Raw genomic sequence first — 20,634 nt, forward strand, 5'->3', positions numbered from 1 at the left:
CGAGCCAGGATCAAACTCTCCAAAAAAATGTTATTCAAACTTCTTAACTTGAAGAAGATGATTCGCTCATGATTTATTTTGAAACTCTTGCGAGTTTCTCTCATTGGCTGTCCTTGTTGTTTAGTTTTCAAAGACCATCAAAGACCATTTAAACCATCACATAAAGTTTAGGTCAGAGCATTATCATAGCATTTCAAACTTAAGTTGTCAATACTATTTCTAACTCGCATCCTTACACTTTATTCGCTATAGCTTACGTTAATATTTATGATTGCCAAGCGAACAAATAATAATTTACCACAAAACCATAGGAGAATTCAAATACCTCTAGGCCCAATTATACTCATATTATACCCGAAACCGACGTTCATTCTCCTATATGCTTTGATTATCACCAATCTAAGACTTTTCTTTCAGTTAAAATGGAAGTGAACTAAAGTTTATTGCCTAACGATAGTTGAATATTAGTATATAAGAAAGAAAGAGAGAGAGAGAGAAAGACAAACTAACCGACTAATTAAATAATCGGTTAGTCATATTGCTCAGCTAAAAAAACACTATTCCTCGAGGGTCAGGTACGACCTAGTATCGCCGATTACTCGTCAACCTCTTCGGATTGAGCGATGTCGTCTCTTGGTCGCATGGTTGGGAAAAGAATGACATCCCTAATAGATGCCGAATCCGTTAAAAACATAACTAAACGATCGATACCTACACCCAATCCGCCTGTAGGTGGAAGACCATACTCAAGGGCCTGTACAAAATCCTCATCTAGAATATGCGCTTCATCGTCCCCTTTAGCCCGTTCAGCAGCTTGCGCTTCAAAACGCTGTCGCTGATCAATGGGGTCATTCAACTCAGAAAAAGCGTTAGCGAGCTCACGCCCAAACATAAATGCTTCAAATCGATCTGTATATTCCGGTTGCTCAGCGTTACGCTTGGCTAACGGAGAAATTTCTACGGGATGCCCAATGATAAAGGTTGGTTGGATTAGATTCGGTTCCACAAATTCTTCAAAAAATTCATTAATAATTTTCCCACGAGACGCCTCCGGCTCTAAATGCAAGCCCTTCTCTCGAGCGACTTGGCGAGCTTGTTCATCAGTCTTTAACACTCTAAAGTCAACTCCCGAGTACTCTAGAATGCCATCCAACATGGGAAGTCGTCGCCACGGAGTTTTGAAATGAAGGGTTTGCCCCTGATAACTAATTTCTTGAGTTCCATGCACTTTTTCAACAATAAAAGAAATCATTTCTTCGGTTAATTCCATAATATCTTCATAATTTGCGTACGCTTGATAAAGCTCCATCATCGTAAACTCCGGATTATGCTTAATTGAAATTCCTTCGTTTCGAAAGGTACGCCCTATTTCAAATACTTTCTCAAAACCACCCACAATCAGACGTTTTAAAGGCAATTCAAGAGCAATCCTTAAGTATAGATCAATGTCAAGAGCGTTATGATGTGTCGTAAACGGGCGTGCTGCCGCTCCACCGGGAATTGCATGAAGGGTTGGTGTCTCAACTTCTAGGAACTCTCGTTCTTCAAGAAACTCTCTCATGTATCGTATGATTTTACTCCGCGTCACAAATACTTGGCGAACATCCGGATTCATAATTAAATCTAAATATCGCCTGCGATAACGGGTCTCTACATTCGTTAAACCATGGAACTTCTCTGGAAGTGGACGCATCGCCTTGGAAAGCAATAAGACTTTACTTGCATGTATGGAGATTTCTCCACGCTTTGTACGAAAAACCTTACCCTCTACCCCAATGATGTCACCCACGTCAAATTTTGCGACAAGCTCAAACATTGCCGCCCCTAATTCATCAGCACGAATGTATGCTTGGATACGTTCACTAAAGTCTTGAACGTGGACAAAGATGACCTTTCCCTGGTCTCGCTTACTCATAATCCGACCTGCAATACTGACTTCCTGACCTTCCAACTCCACAAAATGATCTAAAATATCGAGTGCTTTATGCGTGCGCTCATAGCGATCCGCATAGGGTTCGATTTCAGCCTGGCGAAGTAATTCAAGCTTTTCTAAACGAATTCGCCAGAGATCGTTGGTGTTATCCATTCTTTGTTCCTCCATCATTTATGCTTATACACTCAATTTTACCAAACTTAGTCATGACTAAACAAGTAAAATCAACATCTCGATAATAAGCTTCCATTTTATGGTCATCGCTAGGATTAATAAACAAAGTGCAGCATCTGAACCTGGTAAAGCCCCAGTTACAGAAACACTGCACTTAAATTAAAACGTATCAAAATACATGCGTATAACAAGTAATTTCCAAAGCCCTGAAGGACTTTATTTAATATCCAAAATTTGATAGTGTAAAATACCCGCAGGAACATTAACTTCAACCACAGATCCTTTAGTCTGACCCAGCAGCGCCTTACCAACAGGTGATTCGTTAGAAATTTTATTGGTACCAGGATCTGCCTCAGCCGAACCCACAATAAAATATTCCTCTTCCTCACCAAAATCGACGTCTTTAAGGCGTACCTTTGCACCAATTGCTACGACATCCGATCCTTCTAATTCATCAATAATTCGTGCATTTCTAAGCATCTTTTCAAGAGTTATAATCCGACCTTCAATAAAAGCCTGATCATTCTTCGCATCATCGTACTCTGAGTTTTCACTAATGTCTCCAAAATCAATGGCCTGCTTAATACGTCCAGCAACTTCCCGGCGCTTTACAGTTTTAGATAGTTCTAACTCTTCCTCAAGTTTCTTAAGGCCTTCTAATGTTAGAATGACTTCTTTTTCAGCCATAGTTTCCTCGCTCCCTTTTCTCGTCCTACGCATTGAGCATCTTATCTTACTTGTTACGCTTTTACAATGCGTACTCCCTTTAGTCTAGGAACTCCTTGAAAAGATTCCTCAATTACATTACTCGTTATTATAAGGACCTTGCAAAATAATGTCAAGGATACAACTCTTATCCTTAACGAGCATTGTTCCCATAATATTTCTTATTTCAACAAATACTATTCTCTTATTACACTATTCGATTCAAGATTGAACGCATTTCTTCAGGAGTTTTCGTTTGCATAATTTCATCGCGAAGCTGAGCGGCTTTATTAAACCCTTTAATATACCACACAGCGTGTTTTCTCATTTCGTTAAGGCCAATTCGCTCTCCTTTATAGCACAGTACTCGATCTAAATGCTGTAAGGCTACTCGAATACGTTCCTCCATGTGCGGTTCAGGCAATAGTTCCCCATAATTTAAAAAATGTTGCGTTCTAAGGATCAGCCACGGGTTGCCTAGAGCACCCCGTCCAATCATGACCCCGTCGCAACCTGTTTGTTCGATCAATCGACTGGCATCCTCGGGTTTAAAAACATCCCCATTCCCAATAACCGGAATGTTAACTTCATTCTTAACCCGCCCGATCCAGTCCCAATCTGCATAGCCCGAATAAAATTGATCCCTAGTTCGGGCGTGAACCGTTAGCATTTGAACTCCGACAGACTCTAACCCCTTCGCCAAGTCTAGGGCTACGATTTTATCATCGTCCCACCCCAACCTCATTTTCACAGTCACCGGTACCTTTACTGCCTGTACAACGGCTGACGCAATGGCTTGCGCTCGAGGAAGATCCTTGAGCAACGCCGCTCCTTCGCTGTTTTTGACAATTTTCGGTGCAGGGCAACCCATATTGATATCAATGACATTGGCACTACATTCTACCGCTAATACAGCTGCCCTAGCCATTGTCTCTGGATCTGAACCAAAAAGCTGCACAATCCTTGGTTCAGCCTCTCCCCGTAAATCAAGCATACTTAAGGTCCTTGAGTTTTGATACGTTAACGCTTTATCGCTGATCATTTCGGTCCAAACATATTTACCACCGACAGAGCAGACCGTTTCACGAAACGCCTTATCCGTTACACCCGCTAAGGGGGCTAAAAATACTGGAACTCCCAGGTCATAAACTCCAAGTCTCATGTCTTTTTCCTCTTACTTATTATTCCTATTACGCTCATAGATTAATAACAACCCTTCAAGGGTTAAAAACGGATCAACCGTTTCAATCGTTTCTGATTCTTGAGAAATCATTTCAGCTAATCCTCCGGTTGCGATTACTTTAGTGTCAGATCCTAATTCCTCTTTCATTCGTTTCACAATCCCATCTACTTGACCGGTAAAACCGTAGTAAATTCCAGATTGCATTCCAGCGACTGTATTTTTGGCAATCACTGCTGTTGGTTTAACCATCTCAATACGAGGTAGCTTTGAAGCCCTCTCAAACAAGGCTTCTGTAGAAATCCCGATTCCTGGAGCAATTGCACCGCCTAAATACTCTCCACGTTTGGATACCACGCAAAACGTTGTCGCTGTTCCAAAATCCACAATGATCAATGGTCCGCCATACTTAGCATAAGCCGACACAGCATTTACTATGCGGTCAGCTCCGACTTCTCTAGGGTTATCATAAACAATCGGCATCCCCGTTTTAACGCCGGGCCCAATAACTAAAGGTTCAACACCAAAATACTTTCGAACCAAGGCTTCTAACGTGGGCATGACTGGCGGTACGACTGAGGAAATAACGACGGCACTAATTTCCTGAAAGGTTAAACCACTAAAGTCGAATAAATTCTTTATAACTACCGCATACTCATCCATAGTACGGGATTTATCGGTAGAGACTCTCCAATGATGAGTCATTGCCCTCTCATCATAGACCCCCAACACGATATTCGTATTACCCACATCAAATAAAAGAATCATTAAATAACGCTCCTTCAAGATCCTTTAATCAGCTTGACTACGCCGACGAACAACTTCTTGCCCAACCCATACGGCAATTCCTGCTTTAATTAGATCCCCTAAAATGAATGGAACAAAACCGATCATCATTACGCCGGCCAAACTTGTCTGTCTATGCAAGACCCAATGTAGGATAAAATAGAGATAGCTTAAACCAAATAGGTATAAAGTAACCAGTCCAGCTAACACACCCATAATTGCCCACCAAATACTTCCTTTACGGTATACCCGTCCCACAACATAAGCAGCCGCCACGTTGCCAAGCAGAAATCCAAACGTTGGCTTTAAGATGTAACCAAATCCTCCAAATGGAGCAGCAGAAAAAACAGGCAACCCGAAAAGTCCCAAAATTACATACACCAACATAGCCATTGCAGCGTACTCAGCACCAAGAATAAGACCAGACATAAGAACTAAAACAGGTAAAACACTGAACGGAACTAGCGCTGGTGAAACCCAGTGTACCATCATTCCCGTTAAACACATAAGGGCAGCCATCACAGACGTCATCGCTAACTTTCTAGTATTCACTACAAGTCCTCCTCTATTGTAAACTCCTCTATGAATTTTAGTTTACAATAGATTTCAAGCGCTTGCAATCTAATTAGTTAAATTATACAAATAACCATCTCTTAATGTTCAAAAAAAGCCTATCCAAAAAGTTGCAAAACAGATTGCTAACTTAGAAATAAGAGTTCAACTTAGAACGAAGTTGAATTTCCCCCGCTGAAAAACTTTCTTCTCCATCCCCTGTTTCCAAGATCAGGGCACCATCGATTGAGATACCCCTAAAGACTCCTTGAAGCACTTGCTCTCCACGCAGGATTATTATTTCCTCGCCTATACCAACTGCCCTTTCCGACCATTTGGACCTTAGCTCTTCAAATCCATTATTTTCGAGTAACTGTAATTCGATTTCCAAATGCTTTAGAATTCCGGCGGTCAAATTATTGAGGTCTATTTCGTAACCGAGAATTTCCTGAAGAGTAATTGCACTTAATGAATTACTTAATTGTTCTCTTGGAAAATTTGCATTTACGCCCAATCCCACAATTAGGGTTTGAACAGCATTCCATTCCCCGACAACCTCGCCAAGGATCCCTACCAATTTTTTACCTTGGTAAATTAGATCATTAGGCCACTTAATCCCAATACGTATCTGAAACAATCCTCTCAAGGCATCAGCAATTGCAACGCTAGCAGCGAGAGTAATTTTCGAGGCATCTGCTAACGATAAATTGGGTCGTAGAACCACAGACATCCACAGCCCACCTCTCGGAGATTCCCACTGTCGCTGCAAACGCCCACGTCCGGAACTTTGACAGTTTGCCAGAACAACGTGCCCGTGAACTGCTCCAAGGCGGGCCAATTCTTTAGCTCGATCGTTAGTTGATGACAATACATCATCGAGCTCAATTACAGATCCTAAAGTGGTGGTGGTCAAAGCTTGTTTTAATACCCAAGTATTTAGGGTTAAAGGAGTTTTCAATAAACGGTAGCCATTCTTCGTTTGAGCTTCTATCTCAAACCCTTCTTCTTGGAGAATCTTAATCTGTTTCCATATAGCTGACCGCGTAACCTTTAAATGTTGGCTAATCCTTTCACCCGATACAAAATCTTCTGGGTGTTCAGCGAGGAGGTTAAGAATGTCGTGTCGTATCATTTAGATTCCTCTTTCCCAACTTGCCTTGGTTGAAGCTTTGATATCTCCCAGATCAAGACTAAAGTCCATAGCCTTAACAGAATGGGTCAGAGCACCGATCGAAATCAGATCAACCCCTGTCTCCGCTACGTTGCGAAGGAGTTCTTCCTGCATCCCACCTGATGCCTCAACAATTGCCCTCTTATCGATATATTGGACTGCTTCTCGCATTTCTTCTATACCCATATTATCTAACATAATTACATCAACACCACAAGTTACTGCCTCTTTCACCTGATCCATACTCTCACACTCAACCTCAATCTTAATCATATGCCCGACTTGAGCCCGAGTCCGTTCCACAGCCGCCGTTAATCCACCCACTGCAGCAAGGTGATTATCCTTTAACATCACCGCATCATAAAGCCCAAATCGATGGTTCTGCCCACCGCCGACCCTTACCGCATATTTTTGTAAAGCGCGCCATCCTGGCAGAGTTTTTCGTGTATCCACGATGCGAACTGAAAGGCCCGCGACCTGATCAACCGCTTGTTTGGTTGCTGTGGCAATTCCTGAGAGGTGTTGTAAAAAGTTCAACGCCGTCCGCTCCCCCTGCAAAATGCTGCTTAAAGCGCCGAATAGCTCCAGTACTACCTCTCCAACCTTTACTCTATCACCCTCTTTAACCAACCTATGCACTTGAATCCTTGGATCGACACTCTGAAAGACCTGCTCAACTAATGACAGGCCAGCGACTACCCCTTCTTGTTTGGCGTAAAGTTTGGCCAACCCTGTCAAGTCTTCCGATAAAATTCTACTACTAAGGTCCCCCGACCCAATGTCCTCCCTTAAAGCCCGATCAATCAGCTCCTGAAACTGGGACGTAACGTACATGATAATCCTCCTTGCGTTGAAGAGAGTGCCTTTGCCAGAGTTCGTCTAAATGTAACGGATAGTCCGAACGGAAATGACCACCACGACTCTCCATACGATCGAGAGCGGCTTTGGCGACGGCCAATCCCACGGACAACATGTTGCCTGTTTCAAGATCTTCAACACAGCATGTTGAGACGCTATCTCCCTCCCAAGCCATTAATAACTCTTTGGCCTTTCTAAGGTTAGCCTCATCTCTCAGAATGCCCACAGAATCCCACATTAAGTCTTTGATTCTGTTCCGCAAACCTTGATCTTCTAATTGTTTTACAGTTCCATGGTTTACAAATCCCGTTCCACAGGGATTTCCTAGAGGGCTAAGAACCTCCTCCCATGATGGACTTTTTACCTTAATCGTTTCTCTAATCTTCTCTACAATGCGTGCCCCAAAAACCAATCCATCCAACAATGAGTTACTTGCTAACCGATTTGCGCCATGAACCCCATTGCAAGCGCATTCCCCAGCCGCGTAAAGTTGGGCTAGACTTGTTTCTCCATAGGAGTTTGTCGCAATCCCCCCCATCATGTAATGGGCCGCCGGGGCAACCGGCAAGGGCATGGTTAAAACATCCATCCCGTATTTCAGGCAAGTTTGATGAATCGTCGGGAATCTTTCGAGTATCCGTTCCTGTCCGATAGGCCTAAAATCCAAGTAAACCGAACCTTGGTTCATTTCCTTCCAGATTGCCCGAGCGACAATATCCCGGGGAGCAAGTTCTTTCCCTGGTATATTGTCCATAAAGCGTATCCCTGCGGCGTTGATTAAATGTGCGCCTTCTCCACGAACCGCTTCTGAAATAAGAAAACGGGGTGCATTAGGAATTAACAAAGCTGTAGGGTGAAATTGCACAAACTCCATGTCCATTAAGTCTGCACCAGCACGCAAAGCGACTGCCATTCCATCTCCTGTTGCGACACTGGGATTCGTCGTAAAACGATAAACCTGACCTAACCCACCGGTCGCCAAAACCACGGCTTTCGCTAAGTGTCCTTCGAGTTCTCCTGTTTCCTCGTTCAGAACGAGGGCCCCTACAATATCCCCTATATCATTCTCCAATAAATCAACCACAAAACGTCCTTCTAAGGTAGTAATGTTAGGGTTATCCTTCACTTTTGCCACTAAAGCCCGCTCGATTTCCCACCCTGTGGCGTCCCCCAGGGCATGCAGTATTCTCCGCTGGCTATGTGCCCCTTCGCGCGTGAGTGCTAGCTCTCCATCATGACGGTCAAACTTAGCGCCCATGTCCATAAGTTCTTCAACGCAACTAGGCCCCTCTTCTACCAGAATCCTTACTGTTAAAGGGTCGCAAAGTCCGGCTCCTGCCCGCAATGTGTCCTCAAAGTGCAAGGTCGGAGAATCCGATTCATCAATTGCAACCGCTATCCCACCCTGCGCATGTTCAGTATTGCTTTCCTCAATCGTTTTCTTCGTAAGAACAGTAACTTTGAAGTATTCACTTGCTTTGATCGCCGTATACAGTCCGGCAATGCCACTTCCCAAAACCAGTACGTCCGAATCAAAGACCTTGACCTCCGATTTGGACCATGGGTATAAATAACGTCTCATATGCCCATCCCCTGCTCTTCTGCTGCTTATAAGGCCAGCATTCTGTCTAGTGCCTCTTTGGCTTTAACTCGTATTTCCTCATTCACCGTAACTCGGGGAGTGAGGGTTTTGAGTGCATCTCTAACTTTTTCTAAAGTGGTTGATTTCATATTTGGGCAAACCAAGCGTTCTGAAGCAAGATAAAAATCTTTAGTTGGGCAAACTTGATGAAGTCGATGGAGTATTCCAGACTCCGTCCCCACTATGAATTCTTGATTCTCTGTGTTCTGAGCGTACAGAATCAAGCCTGCCGTGGAACCCACATAATCGGCTTCTTGACAAATTTCCTCTCGACATTCTGGATGTACGATTACTTTGGCGAGAGGATGCTCTTTTTTAGCTTTAAGGATGTCGTCCTTCGTCAATCGGTCATGTGTTTTACAGTAGCCCGGCCATAACTGAAGTGATCGCCCCAGCTTTTGAGCGGTATAGCGGCCTAGATTTTCGTCCGGAACAAACACAATTTCGCTCCCCTTCAACGACTCTACCACTTTTACGGCGTTGGAGGAGGTGCAGCAAATATCACTCTCTGCTTTAACCTCAGCCGAGGAGTTAACGTAACAGACCACCTGAACTCCGGGAACCCTCTTTTTATAGGCTCGTAAACCTTCCGCATCCACCATATCAGCCATTGGACAGCCCGCATTGGCCTCGGGTAATAAAACCACCTTATTCGGTGATAGAATGGCTGCACTTTCCGCCATAAAATGGACGCCGCAGAAGACAATCACTTCCGCATCCGTCATAGCTGCTTTTTGACTTAACTGCAAAGAATCTCCGACAAAATCGGCAATATCCTGGATCTCCGGCCTTTGATAATAGTGAGCCAAAATAACGGCTTTCCGTTCTTTCTTTAATTGTTCAATCTCAGCGACTAACGTAAATAACTCTTCGTCAATTGTATGAATCATCGGTTCCCCACCCTCTCTTAAGTAACAGAGTCTATTCCAGTACTAGGTCCCTTCCTCTCAGCTTGTTAACACTTTTGCCCATGAACTTCTTCTGAAGCAATCTTAGTCTCGCGGTTTTCTTGATCAACAAAAACGACTTTAGGATTATACTGATGTGCCGCTTCATCGGTGAGCACCGCATAAGAGATAATAATGACCTGATCTCCTACCTGTACTTGTCGGGCAGCCGCACCATTAAGACAAATCACGCCTGAATTTCTTTCTCCGGGAATTACGTACGTTTCAAATCTTGCACCATTGTTATTGTTTACGACTTGCACTTTCTCATTCTTGAGAAGATCAGCCGCTTCCATTAGGGCTATATCAATCGTGATACTCCCTACATATTGCAGATTGGCTTCTGTGATAGTGGCTCTATGAATTTTAGATTTCATCATCGTTCTAAACAATCGTATCAACCTCCACCACTTTATTATCGATTAATCTTGTCGTCCCAAATCTAACCGCTAACGCTAAAAGCACTGGTCGCTTGATATCCGTGACTTCGGACAAATCTTCTGCATCTCTAACTTCCACATAATCAATGACGCCATGACTCTCTCGATGAATCCTTGCTCGTATCTGTGCCTCAATCTCCCGTGCCGATCGTTGTCCGGAGCGCAGGTTTTCTCCTGCTTCCTGGAGACTTCGAGACAATACCAAGGCTTCTTGCCGTTCTTCAGCCTTTAAAAATACGTTGCGGGAACTCATCGCTAGCCCATCTTCTTCACGAACAATCGGGACGGCACAAATTTTAATTCTAAGATTCAAATCACTAACCATTCGCTTAATGATCAGATATTGTTGATAATCCTTCTGCCCGAAAAAGGCCATGTCGGGCTCTACAATATGAAACAGCTTACTCACAACCGTTGCCACTCCACGAAAATGTCCGGGACGAGCTGCCCCACAGAGCACCTGATCTAATTCACCCACCTCAACAAACGTAACCGTGGGACGTGGATACATTTCTTCAACCGTAGGATGAAATAAAATATCTACTCCTGCGTCTTCAAGCAAACGAGCATCTCGTTCTAAATCCCTAGGATAACGAGACAAGTCTTCCGTGGGTCCAAATTGTAAAGGGTTAACAAATATACTCACAACGACAAAGGCACCAGTTTGTTTAGCATGCTCGATCAAGGTTAGATGCCCTCTATGCAGATAGCCCATGGTAGGAACAAGGCCAATTCTGCGCCCCAGTTTTTTCTCTGCTACTATCCAATCATGCAATTCAGGAATATGCGAAGTTTTCTTCACGGCGACTCCACCTTTCTTAATCGAATTTCGAGGTTCAAGTATCACTCATTTAGCCCCAAATGAGTTTGACAATGCTATACCTTTCCGAGTAATGATTTCAGCATTTCAAACTCCTTCAGCGGATAAGTTAACCCCTGTAAAGCCTTCTTGCTTTCTCCTAACTCTAAAGCTTTAGAGCCTAAACTTTGATAAATCTCCACTAGCCCTGAGGGCAAATGATCTAAATGGCCTTGTACTACTTGAACGTCCCCCCGAGCAATCGGCCCGGTCAAAGCTTGAGGCAAGCCAACTTGTTCTAAATTAAAAAGCGTCCCTCTCATGAGTGGCAGCAAAGAGGCCAAAGCCTCCTCTCCTTCGATTCCTGCTTCTGCAAAAAGTTCCACAGCAAGTGAGGCAAGTACTACCAAGTAATTAGAAGCTACCACCGCACCCGCATGATACAGCGTCTTCTGATCTGGCAGGATTCGATGTGGGATCCCCCCTAAATCCTTGACAATCTCCTCCCCCAGCTTTTCATTGTCCCCTTCGATCCCGAAGTGAGTTCCAGAAAGGATTGCCAATGCTTTCTCAACACTAGCAAAGGCCTGCAGGGGATGGAGGGATAGGCAACTGACAGGCAAACTCTCCTCCACACGTAAAACCTTGGACGGGAGTGAGCCAGAACAGTGAATCCATACTTGTCCCGATTTTATAATTGACATTCCACTAAGCTTTTCTGCAATCGATCGGATCACACCGTCTTGCGTAGTGATGAACAGACTTTCTGCTGCAGGAACAATCTCCTCCAAGGAAAGGTGATCTGCCTTGATATAGCTTTGAAAACGCTGAAACGAGTGTCTGCTGCGGGTATGAACTCCTATACATTCATGCCCCACCTCTTCAAGTCGCACCGCCAAGGCTGTTCCTACAATTCCTGCTCCGATAACTCCAAATTTCATTTTGACTCTCCTTTTAGAATATTCGTTATAGAAAACGTGGCGATCACAACCATTAGCGTCAGCAGTAGCCTAAATTGCACTTATACTTTCTGCTAGCAAAAGAAGTACCTTCACGAACGTGAAGGTACTTCTTGAGTTACCCTCCGTCTCGGTCAAATTGATCCAAGCGGTTAAAAAGCTATTTTCTTTTCAAACTTTAAGCTTGATTCTATGAGTTTTCTAATCCTTACCCCTGACAGTACAACTCTTATCGATATCGTCTGTTGGGCTAAGTTTACCTACTTATTTTAATATGCTTGAATCCCGTGGAATGAAACTAGTTCTCAGCTAACAAAGGGTATACTTTTCCTTCTCCAGATACCTCGGAAATGGGTCTCCCCGAAGGTAAGACGAGATTTGGTGCAATTTCCCGCAGTGGAGCAAGAACAAATTCTCTCATTTCTAAAAAAGGATGTGGCAATCTTAACACTTCGGTTTCACTGACTATATTATCATAAATAAGCAGGTCAATGTCAATTGTCCTTGAACCCCAATGTACTTTTCGCTCTCGCCCCAATTGAAGTTCGATTTTCTGGCAAAGATGAAGGAGTTCGAGCGGTTCAAGGGTTGTTTCAATTTCCAGAACCTGATTCCAATAGAGCGGTTGATCCATAACGCCCCAAGGCTCTGTTTCATATATGCGGGAAATTTTCCCTATCTTGATCGTTGAACGTGCCAAGGAAGAAATCGCCTTTCTAAGATAATAGGCACGATCTCCAAGATTACTCCCTAACCCTAAAAATACTTTCATGCTTGCCCACCGGCCTCGCGCCAAATCTCCACCGATACATCTCTTAAAATTCCAGGAATCGGAGCTTGTGGCTTATGTACCTCAACCCTTACAGCAAGGCACGAAAACTGTCCCAATACTCGCCCGGCGATTTCCTCTGCTAAACGTTCAATTAAAAAAAATCTGCTCTCAGTAACACAAGCTTTGATAACTTGATATACCTCTCCATAATGGATCGTATCCTCAACTTGGTCTGAATAACCGGCCTTACGCATGTCAAAAAAAAGGTCCATGTCAATCAAGAACTTCTGTCCTAACACTTGCTCCTCAGGCAAGGCCCCGTGGTATGCATAAAACTCTAAACCTCGCAAGCGGATTGCGTCATGCCCCACCATAATGTGCTCCTCGCTGCCCTCGTACAATTGACTCCGCCATTTGCACCGCTCTGCTATTGGCTTGGACATCGTGGACACGGATGATATCGACCCCTGAAACGACCCCCAAAACGCTGGTCGCCAAAGTCCCTTCTAATCTCTCGTCAACCGCCAGGTTTAAAGTCTTGCCAATCATAGATTTGCGAGAAGTTCCTAGTAAAATTGGGTGTCCAAGCGTTTTAAACTCAGCCAATCTCGCCATAACCTCAAGATTCTGCTCAGTCGTTTTCCCGAAGCCGATTCCTGGATCAACAATAATTTGATCTCCCGATAATCCTTGTTCTTCTGCTAGTTCAATGCTTTGTCTTAAAAAGTTCATCATGTCTCCCATTAAATGATGGTATGTTGTGCCAGCTTGATTATGCATCACAATCACAGGAGCCTTATACTCTCCAACAACTCTAGCCATGTCAGGATCTTTCTGCAATCCCCAAATATCATTAATGATATGTGCGCCAGCTTCGAGTGCTCTTGCCGCTACCTTAGCTTTATAAGTATCAATTGAAACCGGAACTGTGACACGCTCTAAAAGAGCTTTAAGGAGTGGTTCTAAGCGACGCCACTCTTCTTCCTGACTTACTTCCTCATGCCCAGGACGTGTCGATTCCGCTCCTATATCTAAAATATCCACGCCTTCATTAACCATACGTTCCGCGTGATCAATTGCCTTTTCAAGATTTAAATATCTACCTCCATCAGAGAACGAATCCGGCGTCACATTTAAAATTCCCATGATCAAAGTACGTTCTCCGAGCTTCAGTTCCAGGCCCCGACAATTTAAACTACGGTTCTGCGCAGTTTCGAGAGTTTTAAGTAATAATGTTAGATCATGCCCAATCTTTTTTAACCCAAAAGGCTGAACCAATATCTTTGGGACCAGTTTCTCCAATTGCCGGGTTGTACCAAGCAACATGACATCAGTGGCAACCACATTATTGGTAATCACCTCCCGATGAACCGCTGCATCCCCTCCCACCGAAAGCATTTCCTGTTTAAGAATATGTGCTACCCGTAGAGGAACCTGCTCTAATTTTATGGCTCGGCCTATTGCTTTGCCTGCCATATGAGCAATTCCTCCAGGGTCGGAACCAATTTGAGTCAAGGCTATTTTTGCCTCTAAGACATTATTGAGGGTAACCCACCTCATGCCATAGGTTTGCATTTAATAATCCTCCCTTAATACACGATCCGTTTCATCTCTGGATTAAACTTATGACATTGTAGCTGCATAGTACAATAACGACAAGCTCTGGAACAATTATCCGCGATCGCTAGCGCTTCTCCCAATGGTGTCAGATTACTGTCGCAATGTCGGCGATGTTCACGAATTCCAGTTATGATTATTTGAATACTCTCTGAGTTAAAGTTACACATTTCAAGCAAAGGAAGAGCTAGCCGTGCGCTTACCTCTGCATGATCTTCACCCGTTTGATATTCAACCCAACGTCCAATATCATGCAGCAACGCAGCTGCGTATATCCCCTCTTTGGATAGGATTAGTTCCCCTCTTTCCAAAATATACGAGTATGCGATTCGAGCAACGTTTAACCCATGGTCGAAGCCATGCTTACAATAACGGCGTTCCTTCTCTAACTCTTCAATCTTGGCCATGTAACTAACGTAATCTGCATTTTCAATAATTTGGTTGACGCGTGCCATTGAATGCAAAACTTCGTCACTCCCTAACATTCCTCCACCTACTGAGACAGAGCATCCCATTGTTTTGCCTTTTGAAATGTATACGACCCCTTGTAGGAAGGGATGCGAATTGTTTTCCTTGCAATACTTACAGTCATACCACCATACTCTTTAAGATTTTTGGCATCTAGTTGGGAAACATAATCTAGAAGTGTTCCTTGATCTCCGATAGCACTTATTTCATAGGGAATTCCCTCTGTACGGTTTATGGGAACTTTGTTTACTAAAATGGTTGAACTTCCACTCAACACAACATCCGTCGAGCCAACAATCCGCTGACCATTTATGCTAATTGCCTCAGCACCAGCCAACTTCAAGGTGTTAATCATCTTAGAAATCTCATCTGGTCTGAGAGGAAACAGAACCTTCTTGTTACGGTCATCAATACTTATCTGTATGCCAGGTCCCTCAACTGCTTGAGTTCCGTCTAGCATTTGCAATTGTTTCAAATGGACCAGAAGTTGAGGATCTGTCCCTACTTGTTGCCGAGCTAAGTCTAATTTTTCTGATAAGTCGTGATGCTCTTTCTGAAGTTGTGCATTTTGAGCTAGGGAATTCGACAAGACTGCTTTCATCTGAATCATCCGTTCCGCACTAATCCGCTCTGCATCCGAAACATTCTTTTGAGTTTGAACTTGAAGGGATATTAAAAAACCCAGGGCGATCGCCACCATGGTGACAGGCAAGGCTAAGTTCCGTTTCCAGCGATGCATTAAGTTCCCTCCTTAACAGGTTCCGCATATTTATAATCTCTAAGTTTTCCCGCCGGAATCGTAACGCTGTCAAATGTCTCCAGTTTACGGGTAATTCCATATTGATCTTGAAACTCTCCCAATCTAGCCCAAACATAGTAAAATTTTAGAGCAGCCGATAAGTTGTTTGGATCACCAATCGCTCCGATCACATAAGGAGGCATTTGACGAGTCCCATTAATCTGGATAAAAGACCCACCGCAAAACACTTCAGTATTTGTCATCACACGTTGACCATTGACCGCAATAGCTTCCGCTCCCCCATTCCAAAGAGCATTTATGATCTCTCGAATATACTCTTCATGAATGTAATATTTATTCGGGTCCTCTTCTCCTGTAGCGGCACGTGTTGAATCATTGAGCGTAATCCTAACTCCTGGACCGGTAAGTGCTATTAAACCAGCATTCATTTTAGTTTCTTGAACTTGCTGATTTATCAAGGCAGATGCACTTTGACCCTGAGCATATTTCAATAGTTCCTGCTGTATCTTTTCATTTTCAATAGAAAGTTGCTGATTTTCTTGTTCTGTTTTAATGAGACTGGGCACAGCAGTTTCCTGAAGTACCACTTGACTGCCAGCAGCTCCCTGTGCCTTAATCAAAATTATAAAAAGAAATCCGAGCAAAATGGAAGCTAAACCCAAGAGAGATCGTTCCTTTTTATCTAAATGCACTCATTACACCTCCATGCTTTTATGAAATCTTAGTAGCACCGGCGTTTGCCTCATGGTCACTCATATGACCTTCCTGATAGTCTAATAAAGGGACACCCATGTGGGCATCCCTTTATTGTTATTTATTCACTCAGCCATTCGTCGCCCACTTTTTGATAATCCACAAGGTCTTCGGGTTTAAAATAAAGAGCAATCTCACGTTCTGCACTAGTAACTGAGTCTGAGCCGTGAATAATATTCCGACTAATATCCATTCCATACATTCCCCGAATCGAACCCGGATTTGCGTTGGCTGGATTAGTTGCTCCCATGAGTTCACGGGCCAGTGCAACTCCGTTTTTTCCCTGCCATACCATCGCGACGACCGGAGAAGACATAATATAATTGACTGTCGGTTCAAAAAAACCTTTACCTCGATGTTCTGCATAATGTGCTTCGGCAAGGGCACGATCCACTTGAATTAACTTCATCCCAACAAGTTTTAAACCTTTTTTTTCAAAACGGGCAATCACTTCGCCCACTAATCCTCGTTGAACTGCATCTGGTTTTAACATAATAAATGTACGTTCCATTCTACATGCTCCTCTCAACAGTGAACTGGAAAATTACCGAACTATTTTTATTTATTTAATTTTATTTAACTCATCATCAACTGCTTGCCCTAGCAACTCCGAATTTTCGGAATGACCTTTTTCGTTTTCCAGCGGAACATTCTTTTCTAAGCTAATAGGAACTTCGCTAACTTCAACTTTATCCACGTTAACAATAAACTTCTCCATTAGGGCAGCAAAATCCTTAACATCCAGCGTTTCTTTATCCATCAATGCTTCAGCAATGGCATGCAGTTTATCAATGTTTTGCTGAATTAAATTCTGCGCCTTCTGGTAGCACTCATCAATAATGCGACGTGCCTCTTTGTCAATCGAATAAGCTACTGCATCACTATAACTGCGATCACGGGAAATATCTCTGCCCAGGAAGACTTGCTCTTCTTTGTGTCCAAAGGTTAAAGGGCCAAGTTCTTCGGACATCCCCAGCTCTGTAATCATTTTTCGAACGATACCCGTTGCTCGCTCCAAGTCATTCGATGCACCAGTACTGATTTCGTGAAGCACTAATGCCTCAGAAACTCGACCCCCAAGCAACATGGTTACTTGATCAAGCAGTTGGGATTTTGTCATATAATTACGATCTTCTTTAGGAAGAAGAAGAGTATATCCTCCTGCCCTTCCACGTGGAATAATCGAGACCTTGTGTAAGGGATCAGTATGAGTGAGAATCTCCCCGAGTAAAGCATGCCCAGCTTCATGATACGAAACAAGTTTTCGCTCAAAGGGACTTATTACTCGGCTCTTTTTCTCTGGTCCCGCGATTACCCGTTCAATCGAATCTTCCAAGGACTGCTGTCTTATTTGAGTTTCACTCCGCCGTGCAGAGAGAAGCGCTGCCTCATTAATCAAGTTCGCTAAGTCTGCGCCTGTAAAACCAGAAGTCTGTCGGGCAATCACTTCAAGATCAACGTCCTTCGTTAAGGGCTTGCCCTTGGCATGGACTTTTAAAATCTCTTCGCGTCCTTTAACATCTGGAACATCCACCACAACCTGGCGATCAAAACGGCCTGGACGTAATAACGCTGGGTCTAGGACATCCGCCCGGTTCGTTGCCGCAATAATAATAACACCATCATTCCCGTTGAATCCATCCATCTCCACTAGAAGTTGGTTAAGGGTTTGTTCTCGTTCATCATGTCCACCACCTAAACCAGCACCCCGTTGCCGACCAACTGCATCGATCTCGTCAATAAAAACGATACAAGGTGCGTTCTTCTTGGCCTGTTCAAACAAATCTCGAACGCGAGAAGCACCGACTCCTACAAACATTTCCACAAAATCAGAGCCACTAATGCTAAAGAATGGTACGCCCGCTTCCCCAGAGACTGCGCGAGCAAGGAGGGTTTTACCGGTTCCAGGAGGCCCAAACAACAACACTCCTGTGGGGATTTTGGCCCCTAATTCATGAAATTTCTTCGGTTGCTTCAAGAATTCAACAACCTCTTCAAGCTCTTCTTTAACCTCGTCTGCGCCGGCAACATCAGCAAACGTCACTTTTTTCTTATCTTCGCCGACAAGGCGTGCTTTACTTTTTCCAAACTGCATCACCCGGTTTCCGCCGCCCTGGCTTTGTTGCATCATAAAGAAGAACAAACCAACGATGACGATAATGGGTAGCATTGTCGTTAAGAGCCCGACCCACCACGGAGATTTGGGAGGTGGTTCAACCACAAAATTAATGCCACGGGAATATAAATCTGTTGCAAGCTGTGGATCCGAAGTGAGCCCAATCACCTCGTGTTTTTTATCGTCCTTCATCGTGACTGTATACTTAGTGGAAGTGTCCTCAACAACAGCCACGACACTTTTAACCTGATCCTCTGCAACGGCCCTTTTAAAGGAGTTATAATCCATTCCTACCTCTTTGCTAACGGGAGGGGTCGACCATTTAATGAGCATAATCGCCATAAGAATTATCAGAATATAAATTGCCGCATTTTTAAAGACCTTCAAGCATGGTCCTCCTCTCAAGTTAGGGAAACCGCTCCATTACGAAGCAATTCCTCATATTATACCATGCAGTATTGGGTTTTACAATGAATCGAAACTAGACCAGTTGCTGTGTTTTGAAAATACAGTAAACCTTTTCGCCATCCTTTTTTGGTCGGTAAAGGTCGCTTTGTCGGACGCCCGGAATCCAAAGCACCTCGTTTCCATAAGCAATTAAAGGTATACAATTTCTTGCCTCAACCGCAATGTTCTCCTCTTGAAAAATCTTTTTAAGGGACTTATGTCCGACACCCTGAAACCACATTTTATCTCCCTGACAACGTGTACGACATTTAAGTTGTATCGGTAGCTGGGATAAATAATTGTAATCAAAAATAGCTACTTTGTTCCCCTGCCCTTGAAAATCGTTCTTGACAGCTAAAAAATTCGAATCTGTTAATAAGCCAATCTCCATGTTCAAACTTGGAATTCCGGCCCACTCCCCCAAAACAATCGGTATTTCTGGAAACACGACCTCGTCTTGCTGCCTCTGCACAGTAGGACCTCTAAACCAAATACCCTCGTCCGTTATTTTTATCGTCATACCCGGCAGGTCTTGCATCCAACCGACCTTTCCTAAGGAATCCATAAGCTTGGTAACATAGGAGTAGCCCAAACCGCGGGGTTCCTGCACAACCATTGTGGCAGCTTTGCGTAACAGACGAGACAATATGGCAGGCGATTCAGCAAAGACCTCGCGACTTAAACCAACCGCGCCTTGGGAATCTTTGATAGAGTATTTTTTGAAGAGCCCCTCTACTTGTTGAGCTAAATACTCTTCATCCCAACGAAGAAGCTCTCCCATACGGCCAAGCGCCTCCTGAATTCGTGGGTTATAATCCCTCTCCAAATCAGGAATTAACTCCAATCTGATTTTATTACGCGCATAAACAGGATCTTGATTAGAACGATCGAGCGCAAAGGGCACTCCCTCTTGCTTACAGTAATTTAAAATATCTGCTTTAGTAAAGGCAAGCAGAGGCCGTATGATCGAGTCTTTGGATGGATATATTCCAGCTAAGCCAGCAGTTCCGCTCCCTCTAAGTAAGCGATAGAGAATGGTTTCAGCTTGATCCCCAAGATGATGTGCCGTTGCCAAGACAGCGCTTCCTTCTCTATGCATATCCTCTTTCCAACGAGCGTAACGCCATTCTCGCGCCGCTTCTTGGAAGGACAGGCCCATACTTTTAGCAAATCCTTTGGCATCAAAGCGGTGAACAAGGCAAGGAATTTCCCACTTTGCCGCCATCTGTTGAACAAGGCGACACTCGGAATCTGACTCTTTTCGAACGCCATGATGAACATGCGTTATTATTAAAGAAATTTTCCTTTTCCAATCTTCTTGTCCATATCTCCAAAGAATATGACATAAAGCCATTGAATCTGGGCCACCAGATACTGCAACCATGACCTTCGTATTGGAATCGATCATTTTAGGCAAGATGTGAGTGCGCAGTTTTTCGTACATCGTTTAACGTTTAAACCCCCTTTACGAAACAAGATCAAAGCAATAACCATTTTTTTGTAATAAAACTGCCTGCTTCAAATAGGGCTATAGCTATAGCTTCTACGAAAAACT

General features: G+C 43.7%; 20 protein-coding genes and 1 pseudogene. All 21 read right to left on the bottom strand.

Annotated features, from left to right (window positions below):
• Positions 1 to 595: 595 nt before the first annotated feature.
• On the bottom strand, positions 596 to 2,086 hold the full coding sequence (gene lysS / locus UF75_RS07725) for a lysine--tRNA ligase (RefSeq protein ID WP_045574029.1): 1,491 nt from the start codon (positions 2,084 to 2,086) through the stop codon (positions 596 to 598).
• 237 nt (positions 2,087 to 2,323) lie between these two features.
• Complete coding sequence (gene greA / locus UF75_RS07730) at positions 2,324 to 2,794, bottom strand: transcription elongation factor GreA (protein WP_045574030.1); 471 nt, start codon at positions 2,792 to 2,794, stop codon at positions 2,324 to 2,326.
• A gap of 226 nt (positions 2,795 to 3,020) precedes the next feature.
• Positions 3,021 to 3,974 carry a tRNA dihydrouridine synthase DusB gene (dusB, locus tag UF75_RS07735; protein ID WP_045574031.1) on the bottom strand — a complete coding sequence of 318 codons (954 nt, stop codon included), beginning with the start codon at positions 3,972 to 3,974 and terminating at the stop codon, positions 3,021 to 3,023.
• 12 nt (positions 3,975 to 3,986) lie between these two features.
• Positions 3,987 to 4,760, bottom strand: coding sequence for a type III pantothenate kinase (locus UF75_RS07740; RefSeq protein WP_045574032.1), 774 nt, complete (start codon positions 4,758 to 4,760; stop codon positions 3,987 to 3,989).
• A gap of 24 nt (positions 4,761 to 4,784) precedes the next feature.
• Complete coding sequence (locus tag UF75_RS07745) at positions 4,785 to 5,330, bottom strand: biotin transporter BioY (protein WP_045574033.1); 546 nt, start codon at positions 5,328 to 5,330, stop codon at positions 4,785 to 4,787.
• Positions 5,331 to 5,481: 151 nt separating this feature from the next.
• Positions 5,482 to 6,462, bottom strand: a complete 981-nt coding sequence (locus UF75_RS07750; RefSeq protein WP_197079348.1) for a biotin--[acetyl-CoA-carboxylase] ligase — start codon at positions 6,460 to 6,462, stop codon at positions 5,482 to 5,484.
• A complete protein-coding gene (gene nadC / locus UF75_RS07755) occupies positions 6,463 to 7,335 on the bottom strand; it encodes a carboxylating nicotinate-nucleotide diphosphorylase (protein ID WP_045574034.1) in 873 nt (290 codons plus the stop codon).
• On the bottom strand, positions 7,301 to 8,941 hold the full coding sequence (gene nadB / locus UF75_RS07760; protein WP_045574035.1) for an L-aspartate oxidase: 1,641 nt from the start codon (positions 8,939 to 8,941) through the stop codon (positions 7,301 to 7,303). Before nadB ends, nadC begins: the two co-directional genes overlap by 35 nt.
• A gap of 26 nt (positions 8,942 to 8,967) precedes the next feature.
• Positions 8,968 to 9,891: a quinolinate synthase NadA gene (nadA, locus tag UF75_RS07765; protein WP_045574036.1), complete on the bottom strand. Its 924-nt coding sequence runs from the start codon at positions 9,889 to 9,891 to the stop codon at positions 8,968 to 8,970.
• Between the two features lie 65 nt (positions 9,892 to 9,956).
• The gene (gene panD / locus UF75_RS07770) at positions 9,957 to 10,340 is read right to left on the bottom strand and encodes an aspartate 1-decarboxylase (protein WP_045574037.1); all 384 of its coding nucleotides are present in this window, start codon (positions 10,338 to 10,340) and stop codon (positions 9,957 to 9,959) included.
• Positions 10,333 to 11,190: a pantoate--beta-alanine ligase gene (panC, locus tag UF75_RS07775; protein ID WP_045574065.1), complete on the bottom strand. Its 858-nt coding sequence runs from the start codon at positions 11,188 to 11,190 to the stop codon at positions 10,333 to 10,335. The genes panD and panC overlap by 8 nt, the downstream gene beginning before the upstream one ends.
• A 74-nt stretch (positions 11,191 to 11,264) precedes the next feature.
• A pseudogene (locus UF75_RS07780) lies at positions 11,265 to 12,134 on the bottom strand (Rossmann-like and DUF2520 domain-containing protein); the annotation flags it as partial.
• Positions 12,135 to 12,444: 310 nt separating this feature from the next.
• A complete protein-coding gene (folK, locus tag UF75_RS07785) occupies positions 12,445 to 12,918 on the bottom strand; it encodes a 2-amino-4-hydroxy-6-hydroxymethyldihydropteridine diphosphokinase (RefSeq protein WP_045574039.1) in 474 nt (157 codons plus the stop codon).
• Positions 12,915 to 13,292: a dihydroneopterin aldolase gene (folB, locus tag UF75_RS07790; protein ID WP_045574040.1), complete on the bottom strand. Its 378-nt coding sequence runs from the start codon at positions 13,290 to 13,292 to the stop codon at positions 12,915 to 12,917. Before folB ends, folK begins: the two co-directional genes overlap by 4 nt.
• Positions 13,279 to 14,493 carry a dihydropteroate synthase gene (gene folP / locus UF75_RS07795; RefSeq protein WP_045574041.1) on the bottom strand — a complete coding sequence of 405 codons (1,215 nt, stop codon included), beginning with the start codon at positions 14,491 to 14,493 and terminating at the stop codon, positions 13,279 to 13,281. The genes folB and folP overlap by 14 nt, the downstream gene beginning before the upstream one ends.
• A gap of 14 nt (positions 14,494 to 14,507) precedes the next feature.
• Complete coding sequence (locus UF75_RS07800) at positions 14,508 to 15,050, bottom strand: HD domain-containing protein (protein WP_242860162.1); 543 nt, start codon at positions 15,048 to 15,050, stop codon at positions 14,508 to 14,510.
• Positions 15,029 to 15,742, bottom strand: coding sequence for a DUF881 domain-containing protein (locus tag UF75_RS07805; protein ID WP_045574042.1), 714 nt, complete (start codon positions 15,740 to 15,742; stop codon positions 15,029 to 15,031). Before UF75_RS07805 ends, UF75_RS07800 begins: the two co-directional genes overlap by 22 nt.
• Entirely contained in the window at positions 15,742 to 16,455 is a 714-nt protein-coding gene (locus UF75_RS07810; protein WP_045574043.1) for a DUF881 domain-containing protein, read from the bottom strand. The genes UF75_RS07805 and UF75_RS07810 overlap by 1 nt, the downstream gene beginning before the upstream one ends.
• A gap of 122 nt (positions 16,456 to 16,577) precedes the next feature.
• Positions 16,578 to 17,027, bottom strand: a complete 450-nt coding sequence (gene ndk / locus UF75_RS07815; RefSeq protein WP_045574044.1) for a nucleoside-diphosphate kinase — start codon at positions 17,025 to 17,027, stop codon at positions 16,578 to 16,580.
• Positions 17,028 to 17,078: 51 nt separating this feature from the next.
• Positions 17,079 to 19,019, bottom strand: a complete 1,941-nt coding sequence (gene ftsH / locus UF75_RS07820) for an ATP-dependent zinc metalloprotease FtsH (RefSeq protein ID WP_045574045.1) — start codon at positions 19,017 to 19,019, stop codon at positions 17,079 to 17,081.
• A 94-nt stretch (positions 19,020 to 19,113) separates the two neighbouring features.
• A complete protein-coding gene (tilS, locus tag UF75_RS07825; RefSeq protein ID WP_045574046.1) occupies positions 19,114 to 20,523 on the bottom strand; it encodes a tRNA lysidine(34) synthetase TilS in 1,410 nt (469 codons plus the stop codon).
• Positions 20,524 to 20,634: the final 111 nt, after the last annotated feature.

Origin of the sequence: Desulfosporosinus sp. I2 (assembly GCF_000960765.1) — a bacterium.
Lineage (GTDB): Bacteria > Bacillota > Desulfitobacteriia > Desulfitobacteriales > Desulfitobacteriaceae > Desulfosporosinus.

Bases quoted from the DNA above. Each gene is read 5' to 3' on its own strand.
- nadB (WP_045574035.1), bottom strand. From the start codon at position 8,941: ATGAGACGTTATTTATACCCATGGTCCAAATCGGAGGTCAAGGTCTTT.
- folP (WP_045574041.1), bottom strand. From the start codon at position 14,493: ATGCAAACCTATGGCATGAGGTGGGTTACCCTCAATAATGTCTTAGAG.
- lysS (WP_045574029.1), bottom strand. From the start codon at position 2,086: ATGGATAACACCAACGATCTCTGGCGAATTCGTTTAGAAAAGCTTGAA.
- nadA (WP_045574036.1), bottom strand. From the start codon at position 9,891: ATGATTCATACAATTGACGAAGAGTTATTTACGTTAGTCGCTGAGATT.
- greA (WP_045574030.1), bottom strand. From the start codon at position 2,794: ATGGCTGAAAAAGAAGTCATTCTAACATTAGAAGGCCTTAAGAAACTT.
- UF75_RS07800 (WP_242860162.1), bottom strand. From the start codon at position 15,050: ATGGGATGCTCTGTCTCAGTAGGTGGAGGAATGTTAGGGAGTGACGAA.
- UF75_RS07740 (WP_045574032.1), bottom strand. From the start codon at position 4,760: ATGATTCTTTTATTTGATGTGGGTAATACGAATATCGTGTTGGGGGTC.
- UF75_RS07750 (WP_197079348.1), bottom strand. From the start codon at position 6,462: ATGATACGACACGACATTCTTAACCTCCTCGCTGAACACCCAGAAGAT.
- tilS (WP_045574046.1), bottom strand. From the start codon at position 20,523: ATGTACGAAAAACTGCGCACTCACATCTTGCCTAAAATGATCGATTCC.
- nadC (WP_045574034.1), bottom strand. From the start codon at position 7,335: ATGTACGTTACGTCCCAGTTTCAGGAGCTGATTGATCGGGCTTTAAGG.
- folB (WP_045574040.1), bottom strand. From the start codon at position 13,292: ATGGTGGGGCATGACGCAATCCGCTTGCGAGGTTTAGAGTTTTATGCA.
- folK (WP_045574039.1), bottom strand. From the start codon at position 12,918: ATGAAAGTATTTTTAGGGTTAGGGAGTAATCTTGGAGATCGTGCCTAT.
- dusB (WP_045574031.1), bottom strand. From the start codon at position 3,974: ATGAGACTTGGAGTTTATGACCTGGGAGTTCCAGTATTTTTAGCCCCC.
- UF75_RS07805 (WP_045574042.1), bottom strand. From the start codon at position 15,742: ATGCATCGCTGGAAACGGAACTTAGCCTTGCCTGTCACCATGGTGGCG.
- ndk (WP_045574044.1), bottom strand. From the start codon at position 17,027: ATGGAACGTACATTTATTATGTTAAAACCAGATGCAGTTCAACGAGGA.